Consider the following 16,242-nt stretch of genomic DNA (forward strand, 5'->3'; position numbering starts at 1 on the left):
TCATCGGGCGTCCCCGTTCCCGGCGACAACACCCCCCGGATCATCGACGACAGGGCAGGAAAGTCATACCGGAACCGGCGACCCGACCCCGACCATCGGGGCCTACCAAACATGGTAATGGGGAGCTTCATCGGCAGTAGAATAAACGTCATCAACGCAAGTAAAGGAGCGAACATGAGCGAATGCAGCGTCGAACACCTGAAGTGGGGTGCCACCTGGCCCAGCCGCGAACAGTTTCACGAGCTTGCCGATGCCGGTTATCGTGTGGTTCCCATCGTGCGTCGTTTGCTTGCCGATTCGCTCACCCCGGTCGGCTTCTACGAGCGTCTTGCTGGCGGCCGTTCCGGCACATTCATCCTCGAATCCGCGGAATATGGCGGCACGTGGAGCCGATACAGCTTCATTGGCGTCAACTCGATGGCTCAACTGCGTTCCAACAATGGTCAGGCCGACTGGCTGGGCAAAGTCCCTGTCGGCGTGCCCACCGAAGGTGACGTGATCGAGGTCGCTCACGCCGCTCTGAAGGCCCTCAAAGCCCCGCAGGTGGCGGGTCTGCCGAACCTGACCAGCGGTCTGGTCGGCACAGTCGGTTGGGATGCGATTCGTCATTGGGAACCGACCTTGCGCGCCGAGGCCCCGGATGAGACCGGCCAGCCGGAAACCGTGCTCGCCCTGGCCACCGATATCGCCGTGGTCGACCACATATCCGGTTCGGTATGGCTCATTGCCAACGCGGTCAACGTGGACAACAAGTCGACCCGAGCCGACGCCGCCTACAACGAAGCCGTCGCCCGACTCAACCAGATGCAGCGTGACGCTGCCACGCCGGCTCCTGACGAGTTTCGTGTCAATATTCTGGACGAAACGGTTGCTCAGCCTGAGTTGCGTTTCCGTACGGAGAAAAGCCACTACGAGCAGGCCGTCGAACGTGCCAAGCAACATATCGTGGACGGCGATGTGTTCCAGGTGGTCATCTCCCAGCGTCTCGACATCGATTCGCCCGCCGACCCGTTCGACGTCTACCGTGTGCTGCGTACGCTGAACCCGAGCCCTTACATGTATTTCATGGCGTTGACCGACGCGCAGGGCCGTGATTTCAATGTCATCGGCTCCAGCCCGGAAACCCTTATCAAGGTGGACAATGGCCACGCGATGACCTTTCCGATTGCCGGTTCTCGCCCGCGTGGTGCCACCCCGGAGGAGGACGAGAAGTTCGCCAAGGAGTTGCTTGCCGATCCGAAGGAACGCAGCGAGCACATCATGCTCGTGGATCTGTCCCGCAACGATCTGAGCAAGGTGTGCGTGCCACAGTCCGTGGAAGTCGTACAGCTCATGGATATCAAGCGTTTCAGCCACATCATGCATATTTGCTCGACGGTCACCGGTAAGGTCGACCCGTCGCTAACCGCCTTTGACGTGTTCAAGTCCGCGTTCCCTGCAGGCACGCTCTCCGGAGCCCCCAAGCCGCGCGCGGTGGAAATCATCGACGAACTGGAACCGGCCGATCGTGGTATCTACGGCGGTACCGTCGGCTACTTCGATTTCTCTGGCAATATGGATATGGCCATCGCCATTCGTACCGCGTTCCTGTGCGATCATGAGGCGAGCGTGCAGGCTGGTGCCGGCATCGTGCTCGACTCTGTGCCTGCCACCGAATGGCAGGAGACCCGCAACAAGGCCGAATCCAGCGTCGAATCCATCCAGATTGCCGCCCAGCTGCGCGAGCTGTGAGATAGACGGACATGGGAAGCCCATACAGAAAAACTGTATGGGCCAAGCATTTCATAAGTCATGCGACTACGGTGTGAGCCATCGAAACAAGCGATTGGGAAGTCTCGCGCTGGGAGACCGATATGGCACATCATCTGACTGAAGCAGGGCATGAAAACAGTCGAAGCACACGCCGACGTTTCGAACGGATACTTGCTGTTGCAGTGATTGTGATGCTTGTTCTAGGTGGTGTGCTGGCTGCACGTCACCTGGCCCGAGTACTGCCCATGTCATTAACGGCTGGCGTAACACAGGTGGCGGGTTTGCTGGCGGGAACACCGGACCCAACCTCAGCGGATTCGGCTGCATCGGAATCAGATATCATGCCGACTGATGAGGCGAATCGCAAGTATTCGAAAGCCGCCAGCACGGTTGATTTCAACGGCAACGGTGTGGACGACTATGCAGATATCGTTACCGGTGCCCGTAAGGATGCCGAAAATCACCCGGCCTATGACTCCGACTACTATCAGGGCGGCTACCCGCCAGCCGATCGTGGTGCCTGCACCGACTCGGTGTGGCGTGCGTTTCGTGAAGCCGGTTACGATCTGAAGGCCATGGTCGATACAGATATCGCCGCCGACCCGGTTAGCTACGTTGCCGTAGCGCCGAAGCCGGATTCGAACATCGATTTCCGCCGCACCGGCGTGCTTGACGTGTTCTTCACGAAATACGGGCAGACGCTCACCACGGACACCGCCGACGTTGCGCAATGGCAGGGCGGTGACATCGTGGTCTTCCAGCACGTCAAGCATATCGGCGTCATCTCGGACAAACGCGACAAGAATGGCACACCGTACGTGATTCACAATATGGCCCAGAAGCAGCGCGAGAATGACTACTTCTCATTCAAGAAGCACATGACGGTCACCGGGCACTACCGTTTTGACGCGTCGAAAGTACCGCAGAGCGTGCTCAAGGCTTGGCAGTGACAGCTGAGATGGTACTGGCACTACCGGCACTGGCTGCGGCCTCATCAGCCGAATCGACGTCAGTTGCTTTCCCGCCATCGATCACCAGTCGCAGATAATCGCGGTCGGCGGACTTGCGTTGCGGCACGAACCGGCTGATGATGGAGTCCTTTTTGCCGCGGTTTTTCACATACAAGAAGCCGAACACGGAGAACACGACCGCGCCGATGAAGTTGACGATGAGATCTTCCATCGTGTCGATCAGACCGATGTCGAGATACCCGCCAAGACCTAGGTCGTGGCCGTTGACCGCGGCCTGCGTGATGTCGTTGAGGTGGATCACGTGATTGGTGTGCGTGGGGTCGAGCATGACCGAGCCGATGGAGTGCACGATGGCGTCCTTCTGCATGTCGACCCCGAACATCTGGTCCATGCTGAATTCGAAGAACTCCCAGATCACGCCGATGGTCATGGAGAAGCAGAAGGAGACGATTGCCAGATACAGGGGCGAAAGCTCGAACTTCACCCGACTGGACCGGTTGAGCAGGTCGACCAGCGAGAAGCCGATCGCCGCGGCGAGGAAGCCGTTCATGGTATGCAGCACCGTGTCCCAGAACGGGAAGATCTCATAGAACGAACTGATCTCGCCAAGAATCTCGGACGAGAACACGAACACGAGCACGATGACTTCCAGCACTGAAGGCAACTCGATGCGGAACCGCACTTGGATGAACGCCGGCGCCAGCAGCAGCATCAGCGTCAGGATGCACAGGAACACGTTCTCATAGTTCCCGTTGAAGAACTGGAGAACGGCCATGGCGAGCACCAGCATGCGCAGCACCACATAGACCGCGAACGAGCTTTTATGCTCGCGGATCTCCATGCGCATGGCCTGGCCCATGGTTTTCCAGCGTGCATGCAGCGACGGCTTGCGCGGCTTGCCTTGCTGTGGCTGACCGGACTGGTCGTTCTGCAGGTTGGCGTATGTTGCCGTTTGCTTCCGCGATTGTTTCTCGATCATCCTCGCCTCTTTCTCGCACTGTTCTCGCGCCAGTCTATCCGATTTACAAGAAAAAGCATTCATCTGGGGATCTTGAGTCAATTCTGTAATGCATTGCAGCCATGCTTTTCGTTTACTAGATGGATTCGTTCGTCCGCATGAATCGAATTTGACCCTTAAGAACATATGATGCATAAATACATGGAAAGGAGAAGTTGATGACTCCGATTGAACTCTCGACCCGTCGTCGAGTTACAGGTCTGACCTCGGACGAGTTCGCTAGGCTGTTCGTTTCACTGCAGCGCGAGGTGGACGGCGAGGCCGCGCAATGGAGCGCTACGGATGTCGAATCCTGGGAGCTGGTTGGCCCGCCGGTGACTGCCGAGCAGCATCTCATCGACACGTTTGCCGCGGCCAATGAATTCGTGTCCACGCTGGCCGATCGGCTTTACCACACGATTATGCCGGTTACGGAGGATTCGGTCATCACCGCATACTCCGATGACATCACGTTCTGGGGTTCCCATCCAGATCTCGGCGGTGTGCCGCACGCGCTCTGGAACATCGCCGCATTGCAGGCGGCGGAATGGGCTCGCAAGGAGACTGGCATCATTTGCGAACTGGATGTACGCAAGCCGTTGGTGTGAACTTTGGAATTCGAAATCGCCGCGAGAAGCGAATGTCGTTTTTGAACATTTGCTTGTGCTGCCGATTATTGAAGTGACTCATTGAGATAGTCGCGCAGTACCAAGGCATGATTGACTTGCGGGTCTTTGGCCGCATACAGCAACGTCACGTCGGGATGCTCCGCGCAGATACAGCGCAGGTCTTCGACGGCGGTATTGGCGTCAAGTTCGGCAACGTACCGGGCTTGGAATTCCGCGAATTTCGCGGGGTCATGGCCGAACCATTTGCGTAGCGAGGGAGAAGGGGAGACGGCCTTCAGCCACAGGTCCAGGGCCGCGCGCTCCTTTGTCATGCCGCGCGGCCACAGGCGGTCCACCAGCACGCGGAACCCGTCCGATGCCGCCGGCTCCTCATATATGCGTTTGATTGCAATCCCCATATATTCCATGATTGGCGCGTGCTCATAGAAAGTCAAGAGGCGGCGCACGGCAAGGAGCAATCCGTTGCTGCGGGGAATGTAGAGAACCATTGAGATTGCGAGTCTGCATGAGCCGTTGAAATTCATTTGACGGTTGCCGAGTTGACGGATTCCATTCACTCACGCTATGTATAATTATGTGTGAGCTGGATATTTGCGCGGGAACGTCGCAAGTAAGGCTCACCACAACTCAAGAATAATCGAACAGTATTGTCAGCAATTTCAGTAGTTCCATGCATACATGTACTAAGGAGCAACTATGAGTTTGATCGATGATGCGAAGGATCTTGCCAAACAGGCCGGCAGCAAAGTTGCCGATACGGCCCGCGATATCAAAGACAAGGCTACCGACAAGGCCTCTGACCTGGTGGACAAGGCCGGGGATGCGCTCGACGAGGCCAAAGCCAAGGCGGATGTCGCCAAAGCCGAGGCCGCCAAGAAGGCCACCGAGGTCAAGAACGACGCCAAGGAGGCTCTCCGCGAGAATGCGGAGAACTGATTCGTGGCTTTGATCCCGCAATGAGTGCGAGGGGCGGTGACGTTCGGATGATGATAACCGAACGTCACCGCCCCTCGCGGTTTATTATCTGTTTGCCGGCCTTCTATTGACCTATGAATGGGGATGGACGGCATTCCAATCAAATAGGGCTTTTTATTGTGTTGTATCTATTGTTCGGATATACGCAATCCGCAATGCAAAGAACCGGAGCTGGAACCCGGAACAAAATGCAATCGTTCAATCAGCGTTGATTGGCCCACGGCATGGATAGATCGTCTTCGCTGTCAGACGCTTTTCTGCGTTTCCGCCACCATTGTTGCAGGAAGTAAATGCCGTAACAGACCACGATGAACACGAGCTCGGCCACAAGCGCGAACCGCTGCTCGGCATCGAAAATCACCAATATGAACGATGCGGTGCACAGGATGAACGCCGCCCAGGAAACATAAGGGTAGCCAGGCGTGCGGTATTTGAGTTCATCAGCGGAATGGCCAGATGCCAGCCAACGGCGGCGGAACACAATCTGACAGTAAGCGATGGCAATCCACACTACCACGGCGGACAGGCCGGACAGCGCCACCAGCACCAGATACACGGTCGAAGCGGCGATCACGGAAGACAGGAGAGCCAACAGGCCGCCGGCCATTGCGGCGCACAAGGCGAGCATCGGCACACCGCAACGGTTCGTCTTGGCAAACCAGCGTGGAATCATACCCTCGTTACCCATCGACCACACCATGCGCGTGGAAGCGTACAGGCCGGAATTCGAGGCGGAAAGCACGGCCGTGAGCACCACGAAATTCATGATGTCGCCCGCATAGGGGATGCCGATGCTGTTGAACACGAGCACGAACGGGCTTTCGCCCACGCCGGCCTGGCGCCACGGAATCAGCGCGCACATCACGGTGATCGAGCCGATGAAGAACAGCACCAGACGCCACAGCGTGGTGTGGATGGCTTTCGGCACGGCGGTTTCCGGGTCGCGCGTCTCGCCGGCGGTCACACCAATGAGCTCGGTGCCGGAGAACGCGAAGTTGACGGTCAGAATCGTCGCGAACACCGGCACGAAGCCGTTGGGAAAGATGCCATCTTTGACGAGATTGCCGAACATCGGCGCATGCTGATATCCGGCGATAGGAATAATGCCGAAGATGGCGAGTAGACCGATGATGATGAACGCGCAGATGGCGAACACCTTAATTGAAGCGAACCAGAATTCCGCCTCGGCGAAGAATCGGACGGACAGGGCATTCAAGGTAAAGATGAGGATGATGCACGCCGCGCTCCATACCCATGTGGGGCTATCCGGAAACCATCGTTGCATGAGCAGACCGGCGGCGGTGAATTCGGAGCCGAGAGCCACCGTCCAAGTGAGCCAATATTGGATCGCGATCACGAAACCGGTGCCGGGGCCGATGAACTTTTCGGCATACACATGGAAGGAACCGGTCACCGGCATGGCCACGGAGAGCTCGCCGAGCGTGAGCATGACCAGATAGACGATGAGCGCACCAATGCTGTACGCCAGAATCGTACCGATCGGGCCTGCCTGCTGAATGGTATATCCGGAGCTCAGGAACAGACCAGTGCCGATCACGCCGCCCAACGAGATCATTTGCAGGTGGCGGGATTCCATGCCGCGCTTCAGGTTCGTGTGCAGAGCGTGTTTATTGTGCTGGCCAGTCGGCTCAGTTGACTGCTCGCCTAATGCGCTCGATTCGTCTGCCTGATTTGGCTTATGCTGCGGGGCATCCATCCTAATCCGCGTTTCCTGTTGCGAGGACGGCGACTGCTTTGCCATGTCGGTATCGGGCTGACTCATGCTTCTCTCTTTGCCATGCGTGCGTTCCGTGGACGTCATCGTGACGGCCCGAAATAGTATACCCGCACCGAGGATATAGTTGCGCCGGGCGATGCATTGAGCCAAATTCAGTTTCGAGGGGCTGATTTCGTGCTTGTCGGAGGTCTACTCCCGTTTCAAGGGGCTGGTCAACTGCCAGATCGCGGATAGAAATGGCATTACTCCAACGTCATTCCGTTGTTTTTGACCAGTAGCTACTTTGGCATCAGCCCCTCGAAATGGAGATAGATGTTCCGCAAAGTCAAAATCAGCCCCTCGAAACGGAGATGGGCACTTTGCAGCGTCTACTTCACCTTCTGAATGCGCAGCACGAACACGGCGGCGCACACGGCCATGATGATGGAGATGGCGAATGCAGGCGTAAAGCTCCGGTCGCGGTCTTTACCGTCGAGGTGATGGTGGGGCCCACCGCCTGGCCGAGCGTGGTGGCCAGGTTGAGGATGCCGAGGTCCTTACCGGCCTCTTCCTTGTTCGGCAGCACGTCGACGTTGAGCGCTTGGTCGATGGCTGAGTACACGCCGTAGCCGAAGCCGGCGATGCCCGCATACAGGTACATGCCCGTGACGCTCGGCATGATCCACGGCATCGCGGTGCCAATCGCGAACAGCAGCGAGGCGATGATGACTAGTACCTTGCGCGCGTGTGCATCTTGTCGGAGATCGGGCCGGAGATCAGCGAAGCGCTCAGGGAAACGACCATGGTGATGATGGACATGGTGGCGATGGTGCCGGCAGCCTCGGTCTTGGTTTGGTGCACGTAATCCTCGACGATGTAGAGTTGTACACGGAGATCATCTGGTAGCTGAGCAACATGCACACTTGGCAGCCGAACGCCTTGTAGAAGTCACGCGAGGTGGAGAACTTCGGGAAGTGGCAGGAGACAGCGAGATCCTTGAGCGTCATCTTGGTGCGTTCCATGTCCTTTGAGAATTCCTCGCGCGGCCAGATGGCAAGCGCCACGAATCCGAAAGCCAGCATGATCACGGCGCCGATGATGAAGCCGGCTTGCGCATTGTTGATCATGCGAGAACCGATCATGGTGCCGATGGGCTGGCCGGCGACCATGCCGCCGCCGTAGAAGGAGGAGACGGTGCCTCACGATTCGCCGCACCCATCAGCCGCATTCGTGCCGGCCTACAGATACATGACCATACGCAGATTGCAGCCAGCTGGTGCAAGGCGGGAATGTGAAGTCATTGTGCGCTTGCTTCGCGAAGCCGCGCAATGCCGGATTCAAAGCAGCTGCTCATCATTGCTATGGATGCGGGACTGAATGGTCACTTCTCTTGGACCGCCGGTCTCACTGGGAGCTAGCGCGTCACCGTCGTTGTTCCAGAAGCGCAATGCGCCTTGTCGGGTCTCATCGTTGACGGATAGCAAGAGATCTCCCTCAAATAGTGTGCGTGCTGTGCGATGCTCCGAACGAGCATCTTGATGTTCTGCACGAAGCATGAGGTTCCTGCCCCAACGATCCGGCATGCAGTCTTGAAAGATGCGATGCATCGCATTATGCTCGGCCGGGAACGTTCCGGGGGAGGGGGCATCTCTGGACAGAGGGATACTGCGTTTGAAGAGCGCATATAGGCCGTATCGTATGTGAAATTTGCCGATTCGATGCCGCGTCTGATACTGGTGAATAATTTCCCGACGGTGACGTCTGTGCCGTTGAACTGCAGGGTGACGATTGCTTCCATGATGTGTTGCGCCTCCTGCTGTACTATCGAATACGTTTCGGAGTGTCTTCGTCGGCGCGTAATTTGCCGATATCTGTGTTAAGAGGGTCCGTCGCTTGCTGTACGCCGTCCAGCAGTCCAAGCAGACGAGCAATGCGGAGGAAGTTCTCAAAGCTGCCATTACCCGTACGCAGCATTTTGGTGACCGTTGGCATGGATAATCCAGCCCGCTCGGCCAGCAAGGCTACGGGAATGCGCTGTTGTCTGCGCGCCAAATCGAGGTTGGCGGATATCTGACGCATCGCCCGACTGACCGGGATTGGTGTGCGTGTCGGCATATTGGCACCTCCTATCCCAAATTTATATAAAATTTGTATGGACTAGCCTTATGCGGAGGTTACGCCAATATACGACAAGAACGAACCAACGTCAGCCCGGAATCTTTTCGACGATGGTGTTCAAGGTGTCGAAAGTCTCATCGATTTGGTCCACTACCTGCTTGCCCTGGTTGACCATTTCGGTGATCTGTTCCGTGCGGGGTTGCGGCAGCGCATAAATCGACGTCTTGACGCGCTTCAAGACCGCACCGGCGTCGGACAGGTCCTGCTTGATGGAAGCGATTTTGGGAATGGAAAGCGTGCCGTCGGAGAAGTTCATGCCGGACAGCAGCTCTTCGATATTGAAGTCCACCAACGTGCCCTGCGCGGCACTGTCGATTTTGGGCAGGGCGTTGGTCGCGGCGTCGGCGGCCGCATCCAGCATGCCGCGCACCGCCTTCACGTCCGAACCGTAATACAGCACGTATTCGGCGGCCTGCCATAGCATGCCCTGGGTTTCGTCTCGCGCCGCGACGATGTGACTGCCAGCGCTGTCCATCTGCTCAAGCGCCTGCTTGAAGTCGCCCTGCCCGACGGATTGCTGCGCCTCGGCCGCATATTCGCCCGCCTGCTGCGCCTCGCCGATCACCCGTTGTGCCGACTGCCAGAATAGCCAGCCGGAAACGCCCACCGCCAGCAGAATAGCGACCAGTATTGCAATAACAACAGTGCCGGTATGTTTGCGCTTAGCCATAAGACCAATGTACCTGCCACTCTGACCAGCGTCATTCGCGGATTAGCATCATGGCTTGGGCCTCATTCTGGCTCATCGGTATGTTATTGGCGATGCGTAGCGGTGGTTATGCAAGTGTCTTTTGATTAGTGCATTCGCTTTTCCGGAACGGGATTGCCGATTCTGCAGGAACCTATTCCGGTAGGTATGATTGTTTGCAATGAGGAGGTTGACATGACGGAACAAGAGATCCGTGCGATGAGAGTGGCGGAAGCCGTCCATTCTGCCCGTATGGAAGGCGGCGATGTCACATCCTCGTTTTTTGCAGACGTGCGCGACTATATCGAAGAACAAATAGACGCACACGAATTGGTTAATCGTACACGTCGCCGATACGGTCTGGAATCCGTATGATTGAACTGCCCGAAACCTTTGAACCCATATCTGATTTCCGGCACAAATGTACTGCGCAATCTTATCGGTGCCACAACCGTTACAGAACTTGAAGCGGCTGAAAACGATCTTGTATCTGCCAGAATGTTGGAATTCCAATCGAATCCTCCTGTCGCTCAAGGTACTTTGCGGCAACTGCAGCAGATCCATCGACAATTATTTCAGGATATATACGACTGGGCCGGTCAAATCAGAACAGTAGATATCGCGAAGGGAAGCAGCCAGGTCTTTCAGCCGCTTGCATTTTTTGATGTTGGCGTGCAATGCGCCGAACGAATCCTGGACCGGGACATCAAGACCGCCCGCACCCAGGAGGCGCAGAATCAAACCGCGACCGTGATGAACGCCATGCCGTTGTCCGGCTCGCTCGGGGCCATCCGCTCCGCGCTGGCCGGCGACCCGCGTTTCGCTGACCCGTGTGGTGAGGCGCTCTACGGCAGCAAGGCATGCGCCGACTTCGTTAACGAAGCCAAGAACATCCACGCACGGCAAATCGCCGAACAATTCGCGTCGGAACAGGGCGTGCGGGATCAGCCGAAATGAGGCGCGATCCTGCGTGAATATGCTGTCATGCGATTGCTTGACATGGCTGGTCTGCGAATGCATGTTTTACCGGTCGCCATCGATTGGAATGACGGCCTCCAGTTGCCAGTGGGCTTGTTCGGTGTGGGTTTGGAAGGTGCCGCCGCATGTTTCGATGATGGTCCGGTAGCGGTCGAGGCCGCTGCCCAGGCCGAGTCTCGTGTCATCGGATGCGATGGTGTCGCTGGCGGAGACGTGGATGGCGTCCGTGTCGAAGGTGACGCAGATGGCGTACCATTCGCCCCGGTCGGCGTGTTCGGCGATGTTCGCGTACAGTTCCGCCGGCAAGCCCGACAGCAGTCGCATGGTCTCCGGCGTGAGCGGCCGGTGTGGTTCGGCGAGCAGGTTGTCGCCGGTGAATCCCGGGGCTTCGAGCCTGGACTCCTCCTCGTCGATCAGCGATTGCAGACCGGCACGCTGCGAGGCGATGCCGGCTTCTGCGGGCACGGGCCGACTGCCGCACTCAAATCGCCATCGGCCGGTTCAAAGCAGGATGTAAACCCGCTATTTGCCCAACAGTTCGTCATGGCTGCCGGTTCGCATGAACATGGCGGTACCATCATCGCGAATCCATAGAAGCAGCCAGTCGCCGGCATTGCCGATGTGGCATTCCAATACGCCGTTTAAATCACCGGTAAGTGTGTGGGCGCGATGCCTACGCCTCAATACTTCCTTGGAGTCCGCCGTGTCCTCAAGAACCAGACGAATGACTTCTTTCAGCGGGCGTAAATCAGTGTGCTTGCGTTTGAGTTTCTTGATATCTCGCTGGAATGCCGCTGTGTAATCCGGTTTGAGCATTGATCAGATTCCCAACGAATCGAACATCTCATCGGCACTGTTGAAACGAGGTTTGCCGTCGGCGAGCCTGTTCTTCGCCTCGTCAAGGGCCTCCATGGTTTCAGGCGGCACGGTCGTATAGGAAAGGTTTAGGGGAATGCGCCTCTCCCGGACAATCTGCTTGTAGAAGGCGCGGGTGACCGAAGACAAGTCCAGACCGAGATCCTCGGCAATGTTTGCGGCTTTCTGCTTGGTGTCCGCATCCACGCGGACTGTGACGGATGCCATGCTCACATTAACCTCCAACATCATTACGTAAGACAATAGTATGTATTTGTATGCTAATAGTCAACATTCTGCGGTTGCGGCATCTCGACCATGGTACACATCCCGCAAGCGGATTGTTTACCGGATGCAATCGATGATCGGAATGCCGACCATCCAGCTGTCGGCGGGCTTGTCCAGAATGGCTTCTGGTTCATCGCAACGCCAGCGCGGGTTGCAGCCGTATGGCTTTGATGGCCGGGGCAAGAGAGCCGACAAGCGAGGTGACGATGGACGCACAGGCCGCAATCATCGCCGCCGTATATGGGTATGCGGGCGGTTCCAGCGGCGAGTCGGCGGGCATCATCCACGGAATTGCCCAGACCAGCACCGCGGAGATGAGCACCGCGGCGAAGGCGATGATGAGGCCGAGCAGCACGGACGAGCCGATGACCTGTATGGCTATGCTGGCTCTGGTCGCGCCCAGTGCGCGGCGGATGAGCAGCTCGTGCGAGCGTTGCTCGATGCCGGCCAATCCGATGTTGATCATGCCGATGGCGGATACCGACAACAGTAATATCGCGGTGACGGTGACGCCGAGTTGGAGAAAACCGATGACCTGCTCGTAATCATCGGCGTTGTCGGAACGGTTCCATGACGATATGCTGCCGGTCCCGACGTCGAACAACAGATCGTCCAACACGGTTTTGGCGTGTTGATCGTCCATGCCTTCATTGGGATGGACGAGGATGGTCAGCCCATCCGGTTCCCAGGCTTGCGGCCAGTAGCGTTGCAGTGTGGTCGCGTTGACGTAGATGGTGGGTGTGTCCGTCCCGTCGGCGATGACACCGTTCACCCGTGCCGGCACCTGTTGCGGATTTCCTGTCCGGGCGAGTGCCACGGTGCCATCATGCACGTATTGGCGGGCGCTTTCGTTGACTGCGGTTTCCAGCGTGGCGGGTTCGTCCGCTCCGGTCAGCCATGTACCCTCGATGATGGGGGCGGGCATGATTCTTGTCCGTTCGGCGTCGATGATGATGGTGACGCGGCGTATCTCCGTGTTGCCGTCACCGGACGACGCCCATATGGCGAGGTCGTTGAGGTGATATTGCGCCGATGCGATTCCCGGACGGAAATGCGCGAGGCGTTCCTGCAAAGCCGTGACGACTTGTATGTTCACCGATGATGGCACGTCGACGATGGCGCTATAGGTGGGTGACTTGCCTCCCAGTCGCGCGTTGACCGCTTCCAGATAGTCGCGTCCGAGCGTGCCGACGAGAACGCCGGCGATGAGGGCGATGATGCCGATGAACATCGACAGGGCGGTGAGGCTGGTACGCAACGGGTTGATGCGCAGATCCTTGGCGATCATGCGGATCACGACAGTCGCCCCCTGTCGATCGTCAGTCGGCGTTCGCATCGGGCGGCGAGCTGCGGGTCGTGCGTGACGAGGATGAGTGTGACCCCGAGTTCACGAACATGTCGGAACAGTATGTCGGCGACCATGTCGCCGGTTTCGGTGTCGAGCGCGCCGGTTGGCTCGTCGCAGATCAGCAGATCGGGATCGCCCACCAGCGCTCGGGCGATGGCCACGCGCTGCTGTTCGCCTCCCGACAGGCGCGACGGCATGCTGCACACCGTCCGGCTCCCGAGCCCGACGGTGTGCAGCATGCGCGAGGCTCGTCTTCTGATGACCCGCAGGGGGATGCCTCCCCGGTATTGCAATGGGAGTGCCACGTTCTCCCATGCGCTCAGATGCGGTATGAGAGAGTAGTTCTGGAACACGAAGCCGACATGCCGGCAGCGGAAGCGCGCCCGGTCGGCGTCGTTCCACGCGGCGCAGTCCCGCCCGTCATAGGAGAGCGTTCCGTCATAGTCGTTGTTGAGCAGCCCGACGATGGAGGCGAGACTGGTTTTGCCGGATCCTGATTTCCCGATGATGGCGGTGGACGTTCCCCTCTCGAACGATGCGCTGACATCGTCCACCGTCGTCAGGCGTTCGCCGTCGGGCAGCCGGACTTCGGCGCTCAGATGTTCCAACCGGATGAGTGTGCTCATGATTGCGCTCCCGGTGTGAGATTCGGAGCTGTCGCGGACACCATGTCACCTTCCTCGAGACCGTCGAGGATGATGATCGACGTGCCGTCCGATGCCCCCAACTTCACGTTCACGGTGGCGAACGAATCTCCGTCACGCCTGCTGACCTGGCCGGAGGCGAGCCTGCCGGCGACTGCGGTGACAGGCAGGATCAAGGCGTCCTCGACCGCCGTCGCGGTCAGTACCACGGTGGCGTTCTGCCCGGGACGCGCCTGCACGTCCTTTGGGAACAGGCATTGCAGTGTGCGAGTCGATTCCGTCCCATGCGCAGTCGTCGCCGATCCGGCCGTATCTTCCGCTGATGAGGGCGGAGTGGCGACGCCGTCATTCACTACCGCGGCACAGTCCGTGGGCCCCTGCGCGTCGGTGATCTGGAATCGGCCCGTCAACGGCTGGTCCGGGTCTATGGTCGCCAGCAGCGCGGTCGCGTCCACGCTGGCGCTCATGCCGCCATACCGTATCGAGAACAGCGGATAGTCCGCGGCCATGTCGTTGTCCTGCGCGACCGTTTCGATCACGCCGTCGACCGGAGCCGTGACCTGCTGATCGCCGACGGTACCCAACACGTCGCCCGCATGCACGTATGCTCCTTGATCAGTCGTGGAGTGGAACCAGCCTTTCGCCGGAGTCGTAAGCGAGAACACAGGAGCCACCTGCACGCCGGTGGAGGAAGAGGACAACGGCGTGATGCCGCCCCTACGCACCTCGACCGTGGATGCTGGCCGCTTCGCCGTGGAGGAGGCGTCGGACGATGGCGTCCGCGACGGCGAGCAAGCCGTCATCATCGCGCACATCGTCGTGGCCGTCACGCACGCCAACAGGCATTTGAACGGTGCGATCGCATTCATTTCGTCAGTCCGTTCTCATGCCGGTACCATGTGCAGTCCGTGGTGTAGAAGTCCCGCATGGTCGAATAGTCGCCGAGTTCGGATTTGCCGATCACATCGTTCTCGTATATGCCATCCTTGTCCTCGTAGTAGTTCTTGAACCAGTCGGTATCCAGCAGCTTGCGCAGCTGCTGGAGGGCGCCTCGGGCTGCTTCCGCGTTGGTCTGGCTGTTGTCGAGAATGTCGCGTTCCACCGAGCACTGCCAGTAGACATACGCCTGTCCTTCCCCACTTCCCTTGGCATACAGCGAGGACGCGGCCTGCGCCTTGAGTATATTCGCTGGAAACGCATCGCCGTTCATCAGTTCAAAGGGGAAATCCTCGACGGTCGCCTTGTATTCCTCGTTCGCCTGCTGCCAGGTCAGCATGCCGCCACTTCCCGAGGTGCCGCCGTTCGGAGTCGTCCCGCAACCGGACAGCAGCATCACTGCGGTCAGAATGGCGGCCCTGCGTCGTGTTCCCGATTTCATCATCATGCTCCTTCGGACGATTGCACAGCTGTCGCCAACCATTAGCCCACAGACGGCGATCCGGGAGCAAAAGACTGTCATGCGCGCGCATGACAACGATACGTCGAGGAGCATGGGATGCGCATACGATGGGTGGCATGACAGACCTATCGGACTCGCATACCATCTCCATCGGGGTGCTGGACAACGATTCGCTCGCCCTCAACGCCATAGCCGTGATGACGAGCCGTCTCTCCCCGCGGTTCCACATCATCTGGAGCACCACGTCCCCGGCGATGGCATTGCAGCGCTGCATGACCCACGGCGCGCGACCCGACGTGCTGGTCGTCGACATGGCCTTGGGAGGCATCACCGGCGCGGACATATGCGCCAGAATCCGTCGGCGCACTCCGACGATCGGCTTGGTGTGCGTCACCTCCTATGACCTTGATCCATATCGGCAAGACGCGGTCGAGGCGGGCGCACAATGCCTGATAGCCAAAGATGACATCGTCAAAGAGCTCCCGCAGGCCATACGATGCGCGGCACAGGGCGAGCCCGTCCCCGGCACCGGATTCCCCACCGCACGGGAAGCCAATCGCAAACTCAACGAAGGACACGCGGCCGAGGGCCGGCTGCCGGAAAACGACAAGCCATCGCTGTCCTCCAGGGAACGGGACGTACTGCGCCTCTACGCGCATGGATCATCCACCGACGAGATAGCCGCGCTCCTGAATGTCAGCAAGGGCAGCGTCTTCACCTACGTCAACAGGGCATGCCGCAAGCTCCATGCCGCCGACCGCAAGGAGGCCCTCGCCATATGCGCCCGATACGATCTGCTCTGAACCGTATACACCACCCAGCC

Annotated in this window: 22 protein-coding genes; 7 read left to right on the forward strand and 15 right to left on the reverse strand. The window is 58.5% G+C overall.

The window, feature by feature from the left end:
• Positions 1 to 174: 174 nt before the first annotated feature.
• Together trpE and NBH12_RS05600 are read left to right on the forward strand one after the other, a co-directional pair.
• A complete protein-coding gene (gene trpE / locus NBH12_RS05595; RefSeq protein ID WP_015438851.1) occupies positions 175 to 1,731 on the forward strand; it encodes an anthranilate synthase component I in 1,557 nt (518 codons plus the stop codon).
• Between the two features lie 362 nt (positions 1,732 to 2,093).
• Positions 2,094 to 2,702, forward strand: a complete 609-nt coding sequence (locus tag NBH12_RS05600) for a DUF1287 domain-containing protein (RefSeq protein ID WP_250819259.1) — start codon at positions 2,094 to 2,096, stop codon at positions 2,700 to 2,702.
• Here the strand turns inward: NBH12_RS05600 and NBH12_RS05605 are convergent.
• A complete protein-coding gene (locus tag NBH12_RS05605) occupies positions 2,686 to 3,582 on the reverse strand; it encodes a DUF2238 domain-containing protein (protein WP_051483405.1) in 897 nt (298 codons plus the stop codon). The two genes, NBH12_RS05600 and NBH12_RS05605, sit on opposite strands and share 17 nt — an antisense overlap.
• A gap of 317 nt (positions 3,583 to 3,899) precedes the next feature.
• Here NBH12_RS05605 and NBH12_RS05610 point away from each other — a divergent pair, with 317 nt between their 5' ends.
• Complete coding sequence (locus tag NBH12_RS05610; protein WP_191137423.1) at positions 3,900 to 4,328, forward strand: hypothetical protein; 429 nt, start codon at positions 3,900 to 3,902, stop codon at positions 4,326 to 4,328.
• 65 nt (positions 4,329 to 4,393) lie between these two features.
• Here NBH12_RS05610 and NBH12_RS05615 read toward each other — a convergent pair whose 3' ends face one another.
• Positions 4,394 to 4,747 (reverse strand): DUF488 domain-containing protein, encoded by a 354-nt coding sequence (locus NBH12_RS05615; protein WP_014483707.1) that lies wholly within the window; start codon positions 4,745 to 4,747, stop codon positions 4,394 to 4,396.
• Positions 4,748 to 5,045: 298 nt separating this feature from the next.
• Here NBH12_RS05615 and NBH12_RS05620 point away from each other — a divergent pair, with 298 nt between their 5' ends.
• Positions 5,046 to 5,285, forward strand: a complete 240-nt coding sequence (locus NBH12_RS05620) for a hypothetical protein (protein WP_014483708.1) — start codon at positions 5,046 to 5,048, stop codon at positions 5,283 to 5,285.
• A gap of 241 nt (positions 5,286 to 5,526) precedes the next feature.
• On the opposite strand, the gene NBH12_RS05625 is transcribed toward NBH12_RS05620, so the two are convergent.
• The 6 genes from NBH12_RS05625 to NBH12_RS05650 form a co-directional block, all read right to left on the reverse strand.
• Positions 5,527 to 7,107 (reverse strand): amino acid permease, encoded by a 1,581-nt coding sequence (locus NBH12_RS05625; protein WP_217297571.1) that lies wholly within the window; start codon positions 7,105 to 7,107, stop codon positions 5,527 to 5,529.
• A 328-nt stretch (positions 7,108 to 7,435) separates the two neighbouring features.
• Positions 7,436 to 7,768: an MFS transporter gene (locus NBH12_RS05630; protein WP_329601282.1), complete on the reverse strand. Its 333-nt coding sequence runs from the start codon at positions 7,766 to 7,768 to the stop codon at positions 7,436 to 7,438.
• A gap of 61 nt (positions 7,769 to 7,829) precedes the next feature.
• Entirely contained in the window at positions 7,830 to 8,210 is a 381-nt protein-coding gene (locus tag NBH12_RS05635) for a hypothetical protein (protein ID WP_250819260.1), read from the reverse strand.
• A 168-nt stretch (positions 8,211 to 8,378) separates the two neighbouring features.
• Positions 8,379 to 8,525: a hypothetical protein gene (locus tag NBH12_RS05640; protein WP_007056267.1), complete on the reverse strand. Its 147-nt coding sequence runs from the start codon at positions 8,523 to 8,525 to the stop codon at positions 8,379 to 8,381.
• A 337-nt stretch (positions 8,526 to 8,862) separates the two neighbouring features.
• Positions 8,863 to 9,156: a hypothetical protein gene (locus NBH12_RS05645; protein WP_012471870.1), complete on the reverse strand. Its 294-nt coding sequence runs from the start codon at positions 9,154 to 9,156 to the stop codon at positions 8,863 to 8,865.
• Between the two features lie 91 nt (positions 9,157 to 9,247).
• A complete protein-coding gene (locus NBH12_RS05650) occupies positions 9,248 to 9,889 on the reverse strand; it encodes a tetratricopeptide repeat protein (RefSeq protein ID WP_003831805.1) in 642 nt (213 codons plus the stop codon).
• Positions 9,890 to 10,102: 213 nt separating this feature from the next.
• Between NBH12_RS05650 and NBH12_RS05655 the strand changes: the two genes are divergently transcribed.
• Together NBH12_RS05655 and NBH12_RS05660 are read left to right on the forward strand one after the other, a co-directional pair.
• Positions 10,103 to 10,282, forward strand: a complete 180-nt coding sequence (locus NBH12_RS05655; RefSeq protein WP_016462915.1) for an antitoxin VbhA family protein — start codon at positions 10,103 to 10,105, stop codon at positions 10,280 to 10,282.
• Between the two features lie 18 nt (positions 10,283 to 10,300).
• The gene (locus NBH12_RS05660; protein WP_250819261.1) at positions 10,301 to 10,864 is read left to right on the forward strand and encodes a Fic/DOC family protein; all 564 of its coding nucleotides are present in this window, start codon (positions 10,301 to 10,303) and stop codon (positions 10,862 to 10,864) included.
• 66 nt (positions 10,865 to 10,930) lie between these two features.
• Here the strand turns inward: NBH12_RS05660 and NBH12_RS05665 are convergent, their stop codons facing one another.
• From NBH12_RS05665 to NBH12_RS05695, 7 genes are all read right to left on the reverse strand, one after another.
• Positions 10,931 to 11,350, reverse strand: coding sequence for a hypothetical protein (locus tag NBH12_RS05665; RefSeq protein ID WP_236716252.1), 420 nt, complete (start codon positions 11,348 to 11,350; stop codon positions 10,931 to 10,933).
• Between the two features lie 57 nt (positions 11,351 to 11,407).
• The gene (locus tag NBH12_RS05670; RefSeq protein WP_003831807.1) at positions 11,408 to 11,701 is read right to left on the reverse strand and encodes a type II toxin-antitoxin system RelE/ParE family toxin; all 294 of its coding nucleotides are present in this window, start codon (positions 11,699 to 11,701) and stop codon (positions 11,408 to 11,410) included.
• 3 nt (positions 11,702 to 11,704) lie between these two features.
• Positions 11,705 to 11,974, reverse strand: coding sequence for a type II toxin-antitoxin system RelB/DinJ family antitoxin (locus tag NBH12_RS05675; RefSeq protein WP_014483711.1), 270 nt, complete (start codon positions 11,972 to 11,974; stop codon positions 11,705 to 11,707).
• Between the two features lie 184 nt (positions 11,975 to 12,158).
• Positions 12,159 to 13,325, reverse strand: coding sequence for an ABC transporter permease (locus NBH12_RS05680; RefSeq protein ID WP_052790765.1), 1,167 nt, complete (start codon positions 13,323 to 13,325; stop codon positions 12,159 to 12,161).
• Positions 13,322 to 14,002: an ABC transporter ATP-binding protein gene (locus NBH12_RS05685; protein WP_003829413.1), complete on the reverse strand. Its 681-nt coding sequence runs from the start codon at positions 14,000 to 14,002 to the stop codon at positions 13,322 to 13,324. The genes NBH12_RS05680 and NBH12_RS05685 overlap by 4 nt, the downstream gene beginning before the upstream one ends.
• Positions 13,999 to 14,889 (reverse strand): efflux RND transporter periplasmic adaptor subunit, encoded by an 891-nt coding sequence (locus tag NBH12_RS05690; RefSeq protein ID WP_007056280.1) that lies wholly within the window; start codon positions 14,887 to 14,889, stop codon positions 13,999 to 14,001. The genes NBH12_RS05685 and NBH12_RS05690 overlap by 4 nt, the downstream gene beginning before the upstream one ends.
• Positions 14,886 to 15,401, reverse strand: a complete 516-nt coding sequence (locus tag NBH12_RS05695; protein WP_052790766.1) for a hypothetical protein — start codon at positions 15,399 to 15,401, stop codon at positions 14,886 to 14,888. The genes NBH12_RS05690 and NBH12_RS05695 overlap by 4 nt, the downstream gene beginning before the upstream one ends.
• 125 nt (positions 15,402 to 15,526) lie before the next feature.
• Between NBH12_RS05695 and NBH12_RS05700 the strand changes: the two genes are divergently transcribed.
• Complete coding sequence (locus tag NBH12_RS05700) at positions 15,527 to 16,222, forward strand: LuxR C-terminal-related transcriptional regulator (RefSeq protein WP_052790767.1); 696 nt, start codon at positions 15,527 to 15,529, stop codon at positions 16,220 to 16,222.
• Positions 16,223 to 16,242 lie beyond the last annotated feature (20 nt).

The sequence above is a fragment of the Bifidobacterium sp. M3-N-101 genome (genome assembly GCF_023656805.1).
Lineage (GTDB): Bacteria > Actinomycetota > Actinomycetes > Actinomycetales > Bifidobacteriaceae > Bifidobacterium > Bifidobacterium breve.